General features: G+C 57.8%; 14 protein-coding genes. 11 read left to right on the top strand and 3 right to left on the bottom strand.

The window, feature by feature from the left end:
- Nucleotides 1–81 precede the first annotated feature (81 nt).
- Complete coding sequence (locus tag ACLBWT_RS14695; protein WP_048748687.1) at nucleotides 82–588, bottom strand: hypothetical protein; 507 nt, start codon at nucleotides 586–588, stop codon at nucleotides 82–84.
- A gap of 464 nt (nucleotides 589–1,052) precedes the next feature.
- Between ACLBWT_RS14695 and ACLBWT_RS14690 the strand changes: the two genes are divergently transcribed.
- Nucleotides 1,053–1,703 (top strand): YheC/YheD family protein, encoded by a 651-nt coding sequence (locus tag ACLBWT_RS14690; RefSeq protein WP_048748686.1) that lies wholly within the window; start codon nucleotides 1,053–1,055, stop codon nucleotides 1,701–1,703.
- A gap of 301 nt (nucleotides 1,704–2,004) precedes the next feature.
- Nucleotides 2,005–2,148 (top strand): sporulation histidine kinase inhibitor Sda, encoded by a 144-nt coding sequence (gene sda / locus ACLBWT_RS14685; RefSeq protein WP_021880090.1) that lies wholly within the window; start codon nucleotides 2,005–2,007, stop codon nucleotides 2,146–2,148.
- A gap of 416 nt (nucleotides 2,149–2,564) precedes the next feature.
- On the opposite strand, the gene ACLBWT_RS14680 is transcribed toward sda, so the two are convergent.
- Complete coding sequence (locus ACLBWT_RS14680; RefSeq protein ID WP_447663894.1) at nucleotides 2,565–3,566, bottom strand: NAD(P)/FAD-dependent oxidoreductase; 1,002 nt, start codon at nucleotides 3,564–3,566, stop codon at nucleotides 2,565–2,567.
- Between the two features lie 203 nt (nucleotides 3,567–3,769).
- On the opposite strand from ACLBWT_RS14680, the gene ACLBWT_RS14675 reads away from it, so the two are divergent.
- Nucleotides 3,770–4,963 (top strand): NAD(P)/FAD-dependent oxidoreductase, encoded by a 1,194-nt coding sequence (locus ACLBWT_RS14675; protein WP_048748684.1) that lies wholly within the window; start codon nucleotides 3,770–3,772, stop codon nucleotides 4,961–4,963.
- Complete coding sequence (locus ACLBWT_RS14670) at nucleotides 4,963–5,235, top strand: hypothetical protein (protein ID WP_021880086.1); 273 nt, start codon at nucleotides 4,963–4,965, stop codon at nucleotides 5,233–5,235. The genes ACLBWT_RS14675 and ACLBWT_RS14670 overlap by 1 nt, the downstream gene beginning before the upstream one ends.
- 113 nt (nucleotides 5,236–5,348) lie before the next feature.
- Here ACLBWT_RS14670 and hemQ read toward each other — a convergent pair whose 3' ends face one another.
- Nucleotides 5,349–6,095 carry a hydrogen peroxide-dependent heme synthase gene (gene hemQ, locus ACLBWT_RS14665; RefSeq protein WP_049869691.1) on the bottom strand — a complete coding sequence of 249 codons (747 nt, stop codon included), beginning with the start codon at nucleotides 6,093–6,095 and terminating at the stop codon, nucleotides 5,349–5,351.
- Nucleotides 6,096–6,280: 185 nt separating this feature from the next.
- Between hemQ and ACLBWT_RS14660 the strand changes: the two genes are divergently transcribed.
- From ACLBWT_RS14660 to ACLBWT_RS14630, 7 genes are all read left to right on the top strand, one after another.
- Entirely contained in the window at nucleotides 6,281–6,568 is a 288-nt protein-coding gene (locus tag ACLBWT_RS14660) for a YuiB family protein (RefSeq protein ID WP_083436575.1), read from the top strand.
- Between the two features lie 265 nt (nucleotides 6,569–6,833).
- Nucleotides 6,834–8,351: a helicase DnaB gene (locus tag ACLBWT_RS14655; RefSeq protein WP_127507717.1), complete on the top strand. Its 1,518-nt coding sequence runs from the start codon at nucleotides 6,834–6,836 to the stop codon at nucleotides 8,349–8,351.
- 63 nt (nucleotides 8,352–8,414) lie between these two features.
- Entirely contained in the window at nucleotides 8,415–9,395 is a 981-nt protein-coding gene (dnaI, locus tag ACLBWT_RS14650) for a primosomal protein DnaI (protein ID WP_021878071.1), read from the top strand.
- Nucleotides 9,396–9,693: 298 nt separating this feature from the next.
- Nucleotides 9,694–11,760, top strand: a complete 2,067-nt coding sequence (locus tag ACLBWT_RS14645; RefSeq protein ID WP_048744699.1) for an Ig-like domain-containing protein — start codon at nucleotides 9,694–9,696, stop codon at nucleotides 11,758–11,760.
- A gap of 213 nt (nucleotides 11,761–11,973) precedes the next feature.
- Nucleotides 11,974–12,303: an ArsR/SmtB family transcription factor gene (locus ACLBWT_RS14640; protein WP_447663893.1), complete on the top strand. Its 330-nt coding sequence runs from the start codon at nucleotides 11,974–11,976 to the stop codon at nucleotides 12,301–12,303.
- Entirely contained in the window at nucleotides 12,300–12,722 is a 423-nt protein-coding gene (locus ACLBWT_RS14635; RefSeq protein WP_447663892.1) for an SRPBCC family protein, read from the top strand. The genes ACLBWT_RS14640 and ACLBWT_RS14635 overlap by 4 nt, the downstream gene beginning before the upstream one ends.
- Nucleotides 12,723–12,942: 220 nt before the next feature.
- Entirely contained in the window at nucleotides 12,943–15,198 is a 2,256-nt protein-coding gene (locus ACLBWT_RS14630) for an ATP-binding cassette domain-containing protein (protein WP_447663891.1), read from the top strand.
- The last annotated feature ends 294 nt before the right edge of the window (nucleotides 15,199–15,492 follow it).

Here is a 15,492-nt window from a genome sequence, read left to right as displayed (position 1 = left end):
CAATGGAGCCATAAACTCGTCAAAAAGAGCGGACCCCCGGAAAAAGTTCCGGAGGTCCGCTTTTTTTGGATTCGGCTTTTCTCAAGCGCGGCTTCGCGAGAGCAGCAGGAACGAGCCGCCGATAATGAACAGCAAAGCAAGGAACGGGAATACGGAGGCGAAGCCGCTGAGCAGCGCGCTGATCGAGAAGACGGCGCTGAACAGCAGGCCGATCACGAGCAGGATATTGATTGGGATAAGCAGCCAGCGGTTCCGGTTTCCGAACCAATAGAATTCCCACAGGCCGAACGGAACGGCCAGGATGAAGCCGGGCCAGATCGAGCCCCAGTTGTCCAGCAGCATGGCGAACTGGCAGACGAGGCCGGCCGCCAGCAAAATCCCGCCGGGAATGAGAAGTCCCGGAGCGCGGCGTCCGAGCAAGGAGAAGTACATCCAATGGAAGAAGATGCCGAGCGGGATCACGAACAGGCTTGGCCAGAAATGGCCGAAGATGAATCCGGGACCGACGCTGCGGCCTTGCTGCAGCATCATATAGACCCCGAGGAGGATGAGCGCCGCTCCGAGGACGGCTTTTGCTTGGCGAGTCATGATTCCACCCTTTCGGCTGTAGGCCACCTGCAGAACGCGGTTGATGGCCGTTTTTTTCCACTATACCAAGGCTGCGGCCTGCTGTCCTCCTGCCGGAGGGAAATCAGATCCCGGACTTAAGTCCAGGTCGAGGCTGTCTCAGGCTCTCATCCTTCCCCGGCGTCTGCCTGGAAGGCTGCAGCGGGCAATAGAGGCCATAAGCCTCGGACAATCATCCAAGAGAACGAACGCCTGAAAGCATAGAATAGAAGAGAAAGAGGAAAGGAGAACCGATCCAAATGGAAGAATTCGCAGCAGATTCGGCCTTCCCGGCGGATGAAGCGCCTGCGGCTGCCGTTGCGGCTGCCCAGGACGCTCCCGTTCAAGGAGAGGCAGTCCCCGAGACGGCGAATGCCGAGGATGAGCTGGCCTATGTGCAGAAGGCGCTGTCGCTGCCGCTTCATGCGGGGAAGGGCGGCGGACGCATGCTCTCGAGCAAGATGGCCAAAACCGCCGCGCTTCTCTCCCATCCGTCCATCGCTCCCCATATTCCCCCGACCCGGCCTTACACGGAAGCCAATCTGAAGAGCATGCTGGAGCAGCACGGGATGGTCGTCATCAAGCCGGTTCGCGGGACCGGGGGAATCGGAGTCATCAAGATCGAGCGCAGCGGAAGCGGATACAGCTATACGCACAGCTCGAGGACCCGCTCGGCCTCGTCGGTCCCATCCCTCCACAGGGCTCTGAAGCCGCTGCAGAAGGGGCGCGCCTACATGATCCAGAAAGGCATCCAACTGGCGACAGTTGGAGGAAGGCCGATCGACTATCGGGTCAAATACGTGAAAAACGGAAGCCGCTGGGAATTCCGCTCGATGGTCGGGCGCGTCGCCAGGCCGGGATTGTTCGTCACGAATCTGTGCCGGGGCGGCAGCCAGCTGACGGCGGCCCAAGGAATAAGCCGCTCGCTGTCCTCGAAGCTGGTGAGGAGCAAAAAGCAGGAAATGCGCAGCCTGACCCGAATTTCAGCGTCGGCGCTGGAAGCCCGCTTTCCCGGCATCGGCCAGCTCGGCTTTGATTACGGCCTCGACAAAAGCGGGAAGATATGGATTTTCGAGGTCAACACCCGCCCTAAATAGGCATGCAGCCGAGCATTATCATTACCCTCCCCATCTCCCGCTCAACCTTGCTGGAGCCTGCAAAATCTTTATCGGAAATAAAGTATTCATCAAACTTTTTTATTGAATTTCCCTCCCCTCCGGTTGTGTATAACTCTGTCCACAGTAAGCATGAAGAGTTTCCTCAAGATTTTCCAAATACCCACAATTTGTGCACATCTTGTACACCGTTCCATGTGGATAACGGAACGCTTGTTCCTTGAAAACAGCCCATGCTAAGATTGGGAAGAAATAGAAATTCAATTCGAAAGGAGGCTGAAATATGGAGTTGTTGTCTGATGAGCTGCTGATCGAGACTTACTTCAGCGCGGTCCAGTTCAATCTGGATTACGATTTCATCAAGCTTTTGAAGGGTGAGCTGAAGCGCAGACAACTGAGTCCCGAATCCATACTTTTAGGCGCTTGATGACTTCTTGGCCGCGCTTGTTGTTCCACGGCCATCCGGATGGAAATCAGGGATGGACGATCACAGCTCAATGCGGACGCTGACTCCGCAGCTGCTGGAGCAGGCGGGACAATACACCATATGATAACAAGCCTGTTCCAATCCGCCGGACAGATCGTCGGTCTGTACTGGCGAGTACGGCGAATACGGGCCTGCATAATCCGCCGCGGGACCGCAGTCTTCGGCCGGTCCTGCGCAGTGCGGGCATGCCGCATAGAGAAGCCGGATTCCATTGCATACGGGACACATAAAATAGGGTACCCTCCCAAGACATCGTTTGCTGCCGCTCAATCGGAAGCATGGCGCATGTCGAGGTAGGATACCCTTATTTTTTCGGTTCTAACGGGTCTGATTCGAGGATCTTCTTCCGTTATGGCCTACAGCTTGAGATTGCTGCTATGTCCAGGCGAGAGCTTGGCGGAAGGATCGATATAGACTTTGGCGTTGTTGACGGCCGTCGGCGCTTCGCCGAAACCGACCGCGATCAGCTTCAGCTTGCCCGGATAAGTCGTGATGTCGCCGGCAGCGAAGATACCGGGCACGCTCGTCTCCATCCGGGTGTCGACGACGATGCTGCCTCCCTCGATATCGAGGCCCCACTCGGCGATCGGGCCGAGAGACGATACGAAGCCGAAGTTGACGATGACCGTATCCGTATCCAGCACGGTCTCCTCGCCGGTCTTCACATGGCGCAGAGTGACCCGCTCAATGTAGACCTCGCCCTCCAGCTTGGCGATCTCGGTCGGGACAAGCACCCGGACGGTGGATTCCTGCAGCTTGGCTACGCTGTGCTCATGAGCGCGGAATTTATCCCTTCTATGGATCAGGGTGACGCTTTCGGCGATCGGCTCGAGCATGAGCGCCCAGTCGACGGCGGAATCGCCGCCGCCGCTGATCAGCACCTTTTGGCCCTTGAACTGATGCAGATCGCTGACGAAGTAATGCAGGTTCTTCTTCTCGTACAGCGCCGCCTCCGGCAGCTCGAGCCGGCGGGGCTCGAAGGCGCCGACGCCTGCCGTGACGATGACGGCGCGGGCCAAGTGGACAGCTTTGTCGGTACGAATCTCGAACAGCCGCTCCCCGTGCTTGACGAGAGAGGTTACCTTCTCCTCCAGGCACACTTCCGGCGCGAAATGATCCAGCTGCCGCCGCAGCGAATCGACGAGCTCCTGGGCGGTAACCTTGGGAAAGCCGGCGACATCGTAGATGTGCTTCTCGGGATACAGGGCGGCGAGCTGGCCGCCCAACTGCGGCATGCTTTCAATGATCTTGACGGATGCCTGGCGCATGCCGCCGTAAAAGGCGGCGAACATGCCTGCCGGCCCGCCGCCGATAATGGCGATGTCGACCGGTTCCGCATTGGATTCCAATCCTGTCATTTCCGCACCTCCAGAACATGGGCTACAGGATCATTATACGCCTGCCCGGGCGTCCAAGGGAAACGGCGCAATTGTACGTTCTTCTAATTATTTTCGTAGGAAATGACCTTGATGTGCCAATCCTTATTTTGATATCATGGCAGGAGTATATTTGGATCATTAGATAGCAGGATGTCAAGAGATGGATTGGAAGGGAACGCCATATGAGCAATATACCGAAGATCGTCATACTGGGAGCAGGCTACGGAGGCATTCTGACCGCGCTGAAGCTCCAGAAGCAGCTGAACTACAACGAAGCGGACGTCACGCTTGTCAACAAGCACGACTACCATTATATTACGACCCATTTGCATATGCCGGCAGCGGGAACGGACAATCCCGAGAATGCCCGCGTCAATATTTCCAAGCTGATCGATGAATTCAAGATCGACTTCGTGAAGTCCACGGTCGTGCAGATCCGGACGCAGGACAAGAAGGTCATTCTGGAGGACGGAACGCTGTCCTACGACTATCTGGTCATCGGCCTCGGCGGAGAGCCGGAAACGTTCGGCATCCCGGGCCTCGCCGAGCATGCGATGAACATCCGCAGCATCAACTCGGTCCGCCTCATCCGCGAGCATATCGAGTACCAGTTCGCGAGGTACAAGCGGGAGCCGCATCGCACCGATTACCTGACGTTCGTCGTCGGGGGAGCGGGCTTCACCGGCATCGAGTTCGTCGGCGAGCTGGCCGACCGCATCCCGCAGCTATGCCGCGCGTTCGACGTGGACCGCTCGCTCGTGAAGCTCTACAACATCGAGGCGGCGCCGTCCGCGCTGCCGGGCTTCGATCCGGAGCTGGTGAAGTACGGCATGGACGTGCTGGCCAAGAAAGGCGTCATCTTCCGCATCGGGACCGCGATCAAGGAATGCTCGCCCGACGGCGTCATCGTCGGCGACGGCGAGGAGATCCGCTCCAAGACCGTCATCTGGACCGGGGGCATCCGCGGCAACCGGCTGATCGACGAGGCCGGCTTCGAGACGATGCGCGGCCGCGTCAAGGTCGACGACTACCTGCGGGCTCCGAACCAGGAGAACATCTACATCATCGGGGACAATTCCCTGATGTTCAACGAAGAGGGCCGTCCGTATCCGCCGACCGCCCAGATCGCCATGCAGCAGGGCGTCACCTGCGCCCACAACCTGGTCGCGGCGATCCGCAGCCAGCCGCTGAAGACATTCGCCTTCAGCAACAAGGGCACGGTCGCCTCGCTCGGCAAAGGCGAGGGCATCGGCGTCGCCTTCGGCAAGAAATACCAGGGCCGCAAGGCCGCCTGGCTGAAGAAGATGATCGACCTGCGCTACCTGTTCATCATCGGGGGAATCCCGCTCGTCCTGCGCAAAGGGAAGTTCTTCTAATGCGCCACTGCAGCGTGCAGGTGCGCGGCCTGCTGACGAGAGACGAGCTCGACCGGTACAACGCGCTGATGGAAGTGGGCTCCTATCTGGAGTCCCAGAACCGCCACGACTTGGCCTATACCGTCCAGAAGGAAGTGGACAGGCTCATCGAGCCGGGCATCGAGCGGCTCAAGGAGAAGGGCCGGCAGCGCGACCGGGACACCGAGGAATATCTGAATGCCAAGAGGCTGGCCGCCGAGGCCGGTCTCGAGGATGACGAAGACGAGGATTAAAGCGAAAAAGCCGCAGGCTGAAAGGGGAAAACCCTTCCGCCTGCGGCTTTACTTCTGCTGCCATGCGCCGGCTGCGCAGAGCCTGCCTCGACCGGGATATCCCGGTCAGGGCATCAAACGGACAGCAGCTGCTCCAGCTTGGCGCCGTCGAGCAGATTGCCGATGAAAAACTCGCCGAAGTCGCCGTAGCGAGCGCTCACCTCGTCGAACCGCATCTCGTAGACGAGCTTCTTGAACTGGAGGGCGTCCTCCGCGAACAGCGTCACGCCCCATTCCCAGTTGTCGAAGCCGACGGAGCCGCTGATGATCTGCTTGACCTTGCCGGCGTACTGGCGGCCGATCATGCCGTGGCTGCGCATCATCGCGCGCCGCTCGTCCATGCCGAGCATATACCAGTTGTCGCCGCCGTCGCGGCGCTTGTTCATCGGATAGAAGCAGATGTGGCGGGCTTTCGGAAGCGTCGGCTTGAGGCGGGCCACGATGTCCGGGTTCTGCATTGGATCCTCGCCCGGCTTGCTCATGTAATTGCTGAGCTCCACGATGCTGACATAGGAGTAAGCGGGCTTCGTATAGTCGCCGAGCGGACTCTTGTTGAAGCTCGTCTCCAGTTCGCTGAGCTCCTCAAGCGTCTCGCGAAGATGCATGATGACGAAGTCGGCTTTCTGGCCGACGACGGAATAGAACGCCGTGCTGCCCTTGCGGTCCTGCTCGTCGCGTGTCCACCCGGCCAGCATGGATTGGATGGAGTCCAGCGCGGAAGCGCGGTCTCCGGCGCCGGCCGCTTTCCAGGCCTGCCAGTCGATCGTGCGGAAATCATGGAGAACGTACCAGCCCTCCAGCGTTTGTGCTGCGTCACTCATTTCCGTTGTTTCTCCTTCCATAAGAAGGGCATGCCTGCACCCCTCCTGCCATGTCTCCCATTGTATCGAATCGCCTCAAGCAGAGCAACCGGAGCGGGAAGCTGCAAATTGACTTGCGGGCAGGCTTGGCATAAACTTAGAAGGAACCGCGTTTGGTATGCGAGAACGGAAGGATGATAGGCGGCATGCTTCAAATTATAATTGCGACGGTGCTCTTTTTTGTGATGATGTTTGGAATCGGATTCATCCTGAACATGCTCATGAAGACGACCTGGTTTCCGATTTATCTGTTCCTGATCGTACTGGTGCCGATCTACATATGGTCCACCTGGGACCACAGCGTCTCGGTGGCCGATAATATAGGAGAGTTCACGTTCATCGATTGGATGCCGGTCATCGGCGCCCTTGTCGGAGCCTATGTAAGCGGGTATGCCATCCGCAAGCTCCGCATCGGCGGCTTCAAGATGTTCTAGGCTTTTGCCGGAGTTTCAAAAAGGAAAGCGGCCGACATGCGGCGCTTTCGCGGCCTGCTCGTTCCATAGGCTGCGGGCGCTGCCATGTCTTTTTTTTCTCTCCCGCCCAAGGAGATCCCGGCTCGGCTCCGCATGGGGCCGGCCGATGAGGGCGGCGCCATAAAATGGTCGGGCAAGAAGGCTGGACCGGCTTCCCGAATGGTGTCGGATAGGCTCGATTCTATGATACACTAGTAGGACGAAGAAAGAAGGGGTGGAAGAAACGATGCGCATAGACAGCCGGCTGCAATTCACCGAACATCACCGGTTCTGTGTGTACCGGAGCTTCTCGCTAAGTCCGCTCGACCAGCGGATGCTGACGCTTATCTACCAGCCGATGACGGGAGCGGCAGCCGCTTCCCTCTATCAGTTCCTTTATTATCAGGTCGCGGAGGGCTACAGCGGGTATTCCTCTCTCGACAGCCAGCGCAAGCTGTTCCTCGGTCTAGGCCTCGACATGAACGATGCCGGCCGCCGGGAGCTGGCCGCATGCGCTTCCGTTCTGGAGGCGCTCGGCTTGCTGACGACCTGCCGGCTGTTCCTGCCGGGCCAGGAGGACGTCATGTACGAATACGAGCTGACAGCGCCGCTGTCGCCGGCCGAGTTTTTCCAGAACCAGCATCTGAGCATGCTGCTGCGGGACAAGGTCGGCAAGTACGGCGTCGTAAGCCTCCAGGAGTCGCTGTTCCAGCGGGAGCCGGACGAGCTCGCCCAGCATGAGCTGGTCAAGGAGAACATTTCGATGCCGTTCTACGAGCTGTTTCGTCTGAACGCCGCCGTCGATCTGGAGCTGGAGCAGGCTCTCGAGGAAACGTCGCCGGTCCGCAAGGCTCCGGTCCAGCCGGAGCAGCCGAGTGCCGGAATCCAGTATGGCGACCTTATCTACCGCTTTCCGCGGGGATCGGCGAACCGCCCTTACGTGGAGAGGCTGCGGGGGGATCAGGACCGGATGGCCCAGCTGAATTACGTCGCATACAAATACGGTCTCGGGGCTGCCGACCTCAGCAGGCTGCTGGACGAAGAGGATGTATTCGACGGACGCGGGGAGCTGCAGCTCGACGACTTGCAGCTCAAGGCCGCCCAGATGTACCGGCAGGACCGCAAGCGCGAGAGCGACCGGGCGCGCCAGACTTCTCGGATGCAGGAGGAGACGGAAGCCGAGCAGCCGGAGCACGGCGTGCTCGCGGAGCATTATTTGCCGGTTCCGTCGCAGCTGTCCGGACGATGCGACATTCAGCAGTACAACATGCTGATGCGCAACGAGCCGCATACCCGCTTCCTGCGCCGGTTTTTCCCCGGCGCCGTGCCGGACTGGATCGAGCGGCAATTCGAGCGGATCGACCTTCACTACAAGCTGCCGGGACCGGTCATCAACGTGCTCGTCCATTATGTCTTCGGGATGAAGGGATCGTCGCGCGTCACGAAAACGTTCATTGAAGCGGTCGCCTCCAATATGCTCGTGCAGCAGGTGGACGAATTCGAGAAGGCGGTCGGTTATGTGAGGGAGCAGATTGAAGTGGAGCGCTCCCGCGAAGCCCAGCAGGCCGGCGCACCGGGCAGGGGGCAGGCTGCTTCCCAGCCGCGGAGCGCCCCGGCTGCCGGCGGCAGAGGCGGCTACCGCCGGACGGGAGCGTCGCGCAAGCCGGTGCTGCCGGTCGTGGGGGATGACGCCGCCGCTCCGGAGGTATCGCCGGAGGAGCTGGAAGAGATTTTGCAGCTTGCGCGCAAGCTGGACGGCAAGTAGAATTTGAGCCCATCGGGCTTTTTGGATAAACGGCCAGCATGAGAAAGAAAGGAGGAGGCAGCTATGGAATCCCTGAAGGATTTGCTCAAGACGATGCCGGGAGGAGCCCAGATTCGGGCCCGGGCCCAAAAGCAGCTGCAGGAGCTGCTGGACGATCCGGGCGTCCGCAAGCTGCGGGAGCAGCATCCCGATATTGACGAAGGCGTGGTGCGGCGCAATTCCAATCTGGTCTATCAATACGTCAAGGAGCATCGCAACTGCTCGGCCTGCCCGGGACTGGACGAATGCCCCAACGACTTCCAGGGCCATTATACGCTGCTGTCCGCGGACGGCTCCAGCGGCGAAACCCGCCTGATCGACCGGAAGACAGCCTGCCGCAAGTTCATCGCCCGCCGCAACGAGGAGCTGATCCGCAGCCGCATCCGCAGCTTCTACGTCAGCGACAAGGTGCTGGCCAAAGCGTATTCCTTCGAAGACATCGCGAGGAAGGACTCGGCCCGCCTGCCGGCGGTCAAGCAGATTCTTCAATATATCGACCGGACCAAAGAGCAGGGCCTACAGACGGACGGACTGTACTTGACCGGCCAGTTCGGAACGGGCAAGACGTTCCTGATGGGCTATATGATGGGAGAGCTGGCGAAGCTCGGCTACTCGGGCGTCATTGTCTACATGCCGGATTTCGTCGAGGATCTCAAGGCGATGTTCGGCGAGCCGGGCCGTCTCAAGGAGACGATCGATCTGATGAAGGAAGCCGATATTCTGATCTTCGACGACATCGGCGCCGAGAACCTGAGCCCGTGGGTTCGGGATCATGTCATGGGCTCGATTCTGAACTACCGGATGGAGCGCAAGCCGACCTTCTATACCTCGAACCACGCTCTCGACGATTTGGAGCAGCATTTCAGCTTCACGAGCAAGGACGGGGAGGAATACCACAAGGGCCGCCGGATCATGGACAGGATCCGCCCGTTCGTGGAGGTCATCATGGTCAAGGGAAGCAACAAGCGCGGATCCCGGGGAGCTAATCCGGGAGCGGAAACCTGAACATCTCAAGCCATAACGTCCCGATCGAGACTTCCGTCTCGCATCGGGGCTTTTTTTCGTTTTCTTCCCCTGCTTGACCGATTCTAACCAGCTTGCCCATGACGCTTTGCCGGAACAAGCCCGCGGCGAATTACCGGAAGTTTGCTCGAAACGTGACTTGTTTTGGATGAGACCGCCTTCGACAGAAACATTTCCTCCATAGTGCCGTTAAAGAGGGTACATTCGCTGGCCCGCATCCGCGATGCGGTTTTTTCTTCTTCCGCGGTTCCGGCAGAAAACCCTTAGGAGGACTGCAAAGATGAGGAAAATCGCTCTGGCATTGCTCGCGTTATCGTTGCTGCTTGGATTAGCCGTCCCAGCCGCGGGAGCGGCGACGCTGACGACGGAGGAGAAGTTCCAAGTGCTGAAGCGGCAAGGTATTATGACCGGTTTCGAGGACGGATCGTCTCGCCTGAACGAACCCATGTCCCGCGAACAGTTTGCTTCCGTGCTCTATAAGCTTCTCGAATTGCCTCATTCCAGTTCCACAGTCGGCTTCGCGGATGTTCTGAAGACACGCTGGTCGTTCACAGCGGTCCAAGCGGTGCGAAGCGCAGGCATCATGGTCGGCAAAGGAAATAATCGATTCGAGCCGACCGCCGCGGTGAAGGTCGAAGAGCTGGCTGTCGTGCTGCTGAAGGTCAACAGCATCCCTGCCGATCCGAAGTCCGGATTCGTTGGCAAAGCATCGGCCTGGGCGAAGGATGCGGTCGGAACCTCTCTTAACAAAGGCTGGATCGCCCCGAGGAACGACTACACGGTCAACGCTACGCGAGGTGTGCTCGTGGAGGCTGTCTACGCGGTCTATGCGGGCTGGGCCAGTGCGCTCGACGTGAAGTCGGTCGAAGGACTGAGCGTCCAGTCGGTGCGGGTGAATCTGAAGGCGAAGGCCGACTCGGCGGATATCGGACAATTCTCCCTGAGGGACGATCTCGGCAACGTCGTGCCGATCCTTCTCGCGACGGTCGGAGGAGACGGGATGTCGGTATTGCTTACAACAGGCTACCAAATCGAAAACCGCAAGCATACCTTAACCATCGAGAGCAAGGCGTGGGCGTACACTTCGGCGAGATCGGACATGGTGAAGCCGACGATAACTGCGTTCGACCGGTCAACAGCCCGCAGCTATGTCCTGACGTTCTCAGAGCAAGTTGACACCAAGACGGCAACGAGTCCCGCGAACTACTTGTTCTCCGGCGGATTGAAGATAACGACGCTGCAGCTCTCTTCGGACAAGAGGCAGGTCACGTTCTCCACGTCGGATCAGTCGGACAACACTCGGTACTGGCTGACCGTCAAGAACGTCAAGGATCTCGCCGGCAACGTCATGGACACGCGATCGGATTTGTCTATCGTAGGCAACGACGACACGACAAAGCCGGCGATCATCGATTCGGAATTTAAGGTGAATGCGGATGCTTCTTTGACCGTCAAATTCAGCGAGAAGGTGAATCGGGACATTGCCGTGCAGACCGGACGGTACAGCATCGACGGCTTGGCGATCGTATCAGCGAGTCTGGACAACGAGGGGCGCACCGTCACGCTTCGGACATCGGCCCAACAAGACAAGACCGTGTACAGCCTTGCCGTATCCGGCATTCCCGACCTGGCTGGCAACATGATGGATAAAAAATCCGGCCTTCTGTTCGGGGGCATCTCCAATCCGATCCTGCCGGTGAAGCTTCAGAGCATAGCCGCGGTTAACGAGAACACCCTGGAGATCGCGTTCGACAGAGATATCAAGGACGCAGACGTCGGTTCCTTAGCAGCAACGATTCTCAAGGATAACGGTGCCAACGTCTCGATGTCCGGCTGGAGCAAATATGTCGTCCGCAAGCCGGGAACGAAAAGGATCGTTGCGGTCCAATTCCGCACGGGAACCGATTCGAATCCGAGCTTGTTCGATCCTGGCCACGTATACACGGCGAGGGTAACAGGCGTGTCGTCGCTCATCTCGCGGGACGGCGCGAACGAATCCGCGTTCGCGGGAACCATAGCCGCCAACGAGGCTCCTTATGCGAAACAGGTGATTGTCTTGAACCGGACGACGATTAAGGTCGTATTCAGCGAACCGGTGAAAAACGTGAACGAGCCATATTTCGTGATGAAGGAACAGGGAGGAGATGCTGTCGGCATCTCCCATGACGAATTGAACAACACGGGCGCGGTTGTCACCGAGGTGACGCTGAAGCTGTCCAAGGATATGACGCCGGGCCAGGTCTATGTTCTCACGTTCAAACCGGGCATAACCGATGCGGCAGGCTTCAACGGATGGAAGACGAAGAACGGCAATGAGGACATCAGCCTTCTGTTCACAGGTGTTTAATTTTCTAGTACTCTTGGTCACCAAGGCAGGTCTGAGCGTGATCAATACCAAAGACAATATGGCATTATTGACGGCTGCCGAAAGAATGGATCGCTCTCACCCGAGAAGTACAAAGTCTTTTATTGACGAGACACCTAATGGTGTCGTATGATCGAATTGTCACCAAATGGTGTCCGATCGCGGGTTCAACTAAAATACGTAGGAGAGGGTGTTGTGAGCGAGAACAACCAGTTGCGGGATGTATATGACGCGATTGCAGATCCTACCAGGCGCCGGCTGATCCGTCTGTTAGCAGAGGCGGAGGAGATACCGCTTCATGAATTGACGGCACAGTTCGAGATGGGCCGGACAGCCGTTTCCAAGCATTTGACCATCCTTAAAGAGGCCGGACTGGTGCTTGACCGGAAAGTCGGCAGAGAAACGCGATTCAGGCTGAATGCCTCACCGCTTCGAGAAGTTCAAGATTGGCTGGCTTTTTACAGCAGGTTTTGGAGTACGAATATGTCGCGCCTGAACCAACTATTAGAGGAGGAAGAAAATTGAGTTTAACCTTATCCTTGGATTTTCAGTACACGGCATCGATCGAGAAGCTTTGGTCCGCCGTAACCGATTCCAACAAGCTTGCCAAATGGGTGGTCGACATCCACAGCGGCCAGGCGATGGAAAATGATTTCAAGCCCGTCGCAGGACATCATTTCCAGTTTCGCACTCAGCCGTCCGAATGGTGGGATGGAATTATCGATGGTGAGGTTCTCGTCGTCGACGAACCAAACAAAATATCCTATACTTGGGCCAGCGGCGGGGAAAAGCACACAGTCACCTGGACACTGCAGGATTTAGGGGACGGGAAGGTAAACCTTCATCTCGAACAAGTCGGATTCACCAATGCTCAAGGACTCGAAGGTGCAAGGTATGGCTGGAGCAAATGGTGCGGCGAGCTTGAAAAGGTATTGGGACAATAAACGATAACGGCATTCGGCTTAGGATTGCAGTTCCTTCTTCAATGCTGAATTTGAACCCTGCTTAGCTCGAAGTAGACCTAAACCGGCTGCATGCACCTTGCAGCCGGTTTAGGTCTACTTCGGATCATGGGACAAGCTCTTGTCGTTTCTTTTCAAGATCGCACGAATCCGTCTGGAAATGTCGGAATGAAGGAAAAGAACAATCGGAAGGGTGTCAAGCATGAGCGAATCGAATCAGGAGTACATCGTCATCTCGGGTGCGAGGGAAAACAATCTCAAGAGCGTATCCTTGCGCATTCCCAAGCGGAAGATCACGATCTTCACCGGGGTATCCGGATCCGGCAAGTCCTCGATCGTTTTCGATACCATCGCAGCAGAATCCCAGCGTCTGCTGAATGAGAACTTCAGCATGTTCGTCCGCAGCTTCCTGCCGCGTTTTCCGCAGCCGGATGCAGACGCGATCGAGAACCTCAGCATGGCCGTTATCGTCGATCAGAAGCGGCTGGGCGGCGGCTCCCATTCCACGATGGGCACAATCACCGATATCTCTCCCATTCTTCGTCTTCTCTTCTCCCGAGTGGGACAGCCCTATGTCGGAAAAGCAAACATGTTCTCCTTCAATGACCCGCAAGGCATGTGTCCCCAGTGCAACGGGCTCGGCCGCAGCCTGTGCGTCGACATGAGCAAGGCGCTGGACATGTCGAAGTCGCTAAATGAAGGGGCCATCTTGCTGCCCGGCTATGCGGTGAACAGCTGGGACTGGAACATGATCGTCCAGTCGTGGCCCTTCGATACCGACAAGAAGCTGAGCGATTATTCGGATGAGGACCTGGAGCAGCTGCTGCACGGCAAAGCTAGGAAAGTGAAGATGGATTTCGCGGGCAAGGCGACGAATATTACGGTGGAAGGCGTCATCGAGAAGTTCTCGAACAAATACATCAAGCAGGATGTGAAGACGAAGTCAGAGCGCACCCAGCAGGCTGTCGCGCCTTACATCACCGAGGGCGCCTGCTCCAGCTGCCACGGCGCGAGGCTCAGCCGGGCCGCGCTTGATTGCAGGATCAATGGATACAACATTACGGAGCTGTCTTCCATAGAGGTCGGCCATCTCATCCGCGTCATTCGGGAGATTGATGATCCGGCAGCCGCGCCGGTAATCAAGTCGCTGTCGGATAGGCTGCAGCATCTGGTGGATATCGGGCTCGACTATTTGACGCTGGACCGGGAGACGGATACGTTGTCCGGCGGCGAGTCGCAGCGCGTCAAGATGGTGAAGCACCTGAGCGGCAGCCTGGTGGACGTCACCTACATCTTCGATGAGCCCAGCGTCGGCTTGCATCCCCGTGATGTGCACCGGCTGAACGGGCTGCTTCAGAAGCTTCGCGACAAGGGCAATACCGTCCTTGTCGTCGAGCATGATCCCGATGTGATCAAGGTGGCGGATCATATTGTCGACGTCGGGCCTCACGCCGGCAGCCGCGGCGGCTCCATCGTGTATGAAGGAAGCTTCCAAAAGCTGCTGGAGGCCGATACGCTGACAGGCACCCATATGAAGCGGCTGCTCCAGCTGAAGCGCGATTGCAGGCAGCCGTCCGGCAAGCTCAGCATCAAGGATGCCACGCTGCACAACCTGCGGAACGTGAGCGTGGATATTCCGACCGGGGTGCTGACCGTCGTTGCAGGTGTCGCCGGCTCGGGCAAGAGCACGCTGATCAACGAAGTGTTCCTCAGCCAGCATCCGGATGCGATCGTCATCGACCAATCGGCGATAGGGGTGTCGACGCGCTCGAATCCCGCGACCTACACAGGCATCATGGATGATGTGCGCAAGGCGTTCGCTTCCGCGAACAAGGTGAGCCCGAGCTTGTTCAGCTTCAACTCCAAGGGGGCCTGCGAGAACTGCCAAGGGCTGGGAGTCGTGTACACCGACCTCGGCTACCTTGACAGCGTGAAGCTGCCCTGCGAAGTCTGCGGAGGCAGAAGGTTCAAGGAAGAGGTGCTGACGTACAAGCTGAACGGCAAGTCGATCGCAGAAGTTCTGGAGATGACGGTGGAGCAGGCATTGGATTTCTTTCAGCTAAAAGAAGTTGTGCGCAAGCTCCGGGCGATGAGCGATGTAGGGCTGAACTATGTCACGCTCGGGCAGCCGCTCAGCACGCTCTCGGGCGGAGAATGCCAACGAATCAAGCTCGCAAGCGAGCTGCATAAGCAGGGCAGCATCTACGTGATGGACGAGCCGACGACCGGCCTTCATATGTCCGATATCGGACACCTTCTGGAGATCATGAACCGTCTCGTGGATGCCGGCAACACCGTCATCGTCATCGAGCACAACCTCGAGGTGATCAGCCAAGCGGATTGGATCATCGATATGGGACCGGACGGAGGCAGCAAGGGCGGCCAGATCGTGTTCGAAGGCACGCCGGCGCAGATCGTCCAAGCGGAGCAGTCGATCACGGGAAAATACTTGATGTAAGGAAGCTGAGCTTGTGCAAGCGGGTTGAGCCGGCAACAGGCGGAGAGTTGGACTGGCGGGGAACGAAACGAATGCGGTATAAGGATGGACAGCTGAAGGCTAATCTCAGCTGTCCTTTTCCATTCAAGCAGCGCTATGCGGATGAATATGAAACTAATTTCATTCCATAGGATCAACATGCGAACCCGATCGGAAGGGTATCAGCTTCAGTTATGGACCCCATAAGGGTTGTTGAAAAATCCGTTGACACCAATGGGGATAGGCTGGTATTATTTGATCCATAAACCAACTAAA

The sequence above is a fragment of the Paenibacillus sp. D51F genome, from assembly GCF_053345695.1.
The sequence above is the reverse complement of the archived record's forward strand: the minus strand, read 5'-3'. Positions and strand labels throughout refer to the sequence as shown.

Excerpts from the sequence above, each read along its gene's own strand:
- ACLBWT_RS14670 (WP_021880086.1), top strand. The coding sequence starts at position 4,963 with ATGCGCCACTGCAGCGTGCAGGTGCGCGGCCTGCTGACGAGAGACGAG.
- sda (WP_021880090.1), top strand. The coding sequence starts at position 2,005 with ATGGAGTTGTTGTCTGATGAGCTGCTGATCGAGACTTACTTCAGCGCG.
- ACLBWT_RS14655 (WP_127507717.1), top strand. The coding sequence starts at position 6,834 with ATGCGCATAGACAGCCGGCTGCAATTCACCGAACATCACCGGTTCTGT.
- hemQ (WP_049869691.1), bottom strand. The coding sequence starts at position 6,095 with ATGAGTGACGCAGCACAAACGCTGGAGGGCTGGTACGTTCTCCATGAT.
- dnaI (WP_021878071.1), top strand. The coding sequence starts at position 8,415 with ATGGAATCCCTGAAGGATTTGCTCAAGACGATGCCGGGAGGAGCCCAG.
- ACLBWT_RS14690 (WP_048748686.1), top strand. The coding sequence starts at position 1,053 with ATGCTCTCGAGCAAGATGGCCAAAACCGCCGCGCTTCTCTCCCATCCG.
- ACLBWT_RS14630 (WP_447663891.1), top strand. The coding sequence starts at position 12,943 with ATGAGCGAATCGAATCAGGAGTACATCGTCATCTCGGGTGCGAGGGAA.
- ACLBWT_RS14675 (WP_048748684.1), top strand. The coding sequence starts at position 3,770 with ATGAGCAATATACCGAAGATCGTCATACTGGGAGCAGGCTACGGAGGC.
- ACLBWT_RS14645 (WP_048744699.1), top strand. The coding sequence starts at position 9,694 with ATGAGGAAAATCGCTCTGGCATTGCTCGCGTTATCGTTGCTGCTTGGA.
- ACLBWT_RS14680 (WP_447663894.1), bottom strand. The coding sequence starts at position 3,566 with ATGACAGGATTGGAATCCAATGCGGAACCGGTCGACATCGCCATTATC.
- ACLBWT_RS14695 (WP_048748687.1), bottom strand. The coding sequence starts at position 588 with ATGACTCGCCAAGCAAAAGCCGTCCTCGGAGCGGCGCTCATCCTCCTC.
- ACLBWT_RS14660 (WP_083436575.1), top strand. The coding sequence starts at position 6,281 with ATGCTTCAAATTATAATTGCGACGGTGCTCTTTTTTGTGATGATGTTT.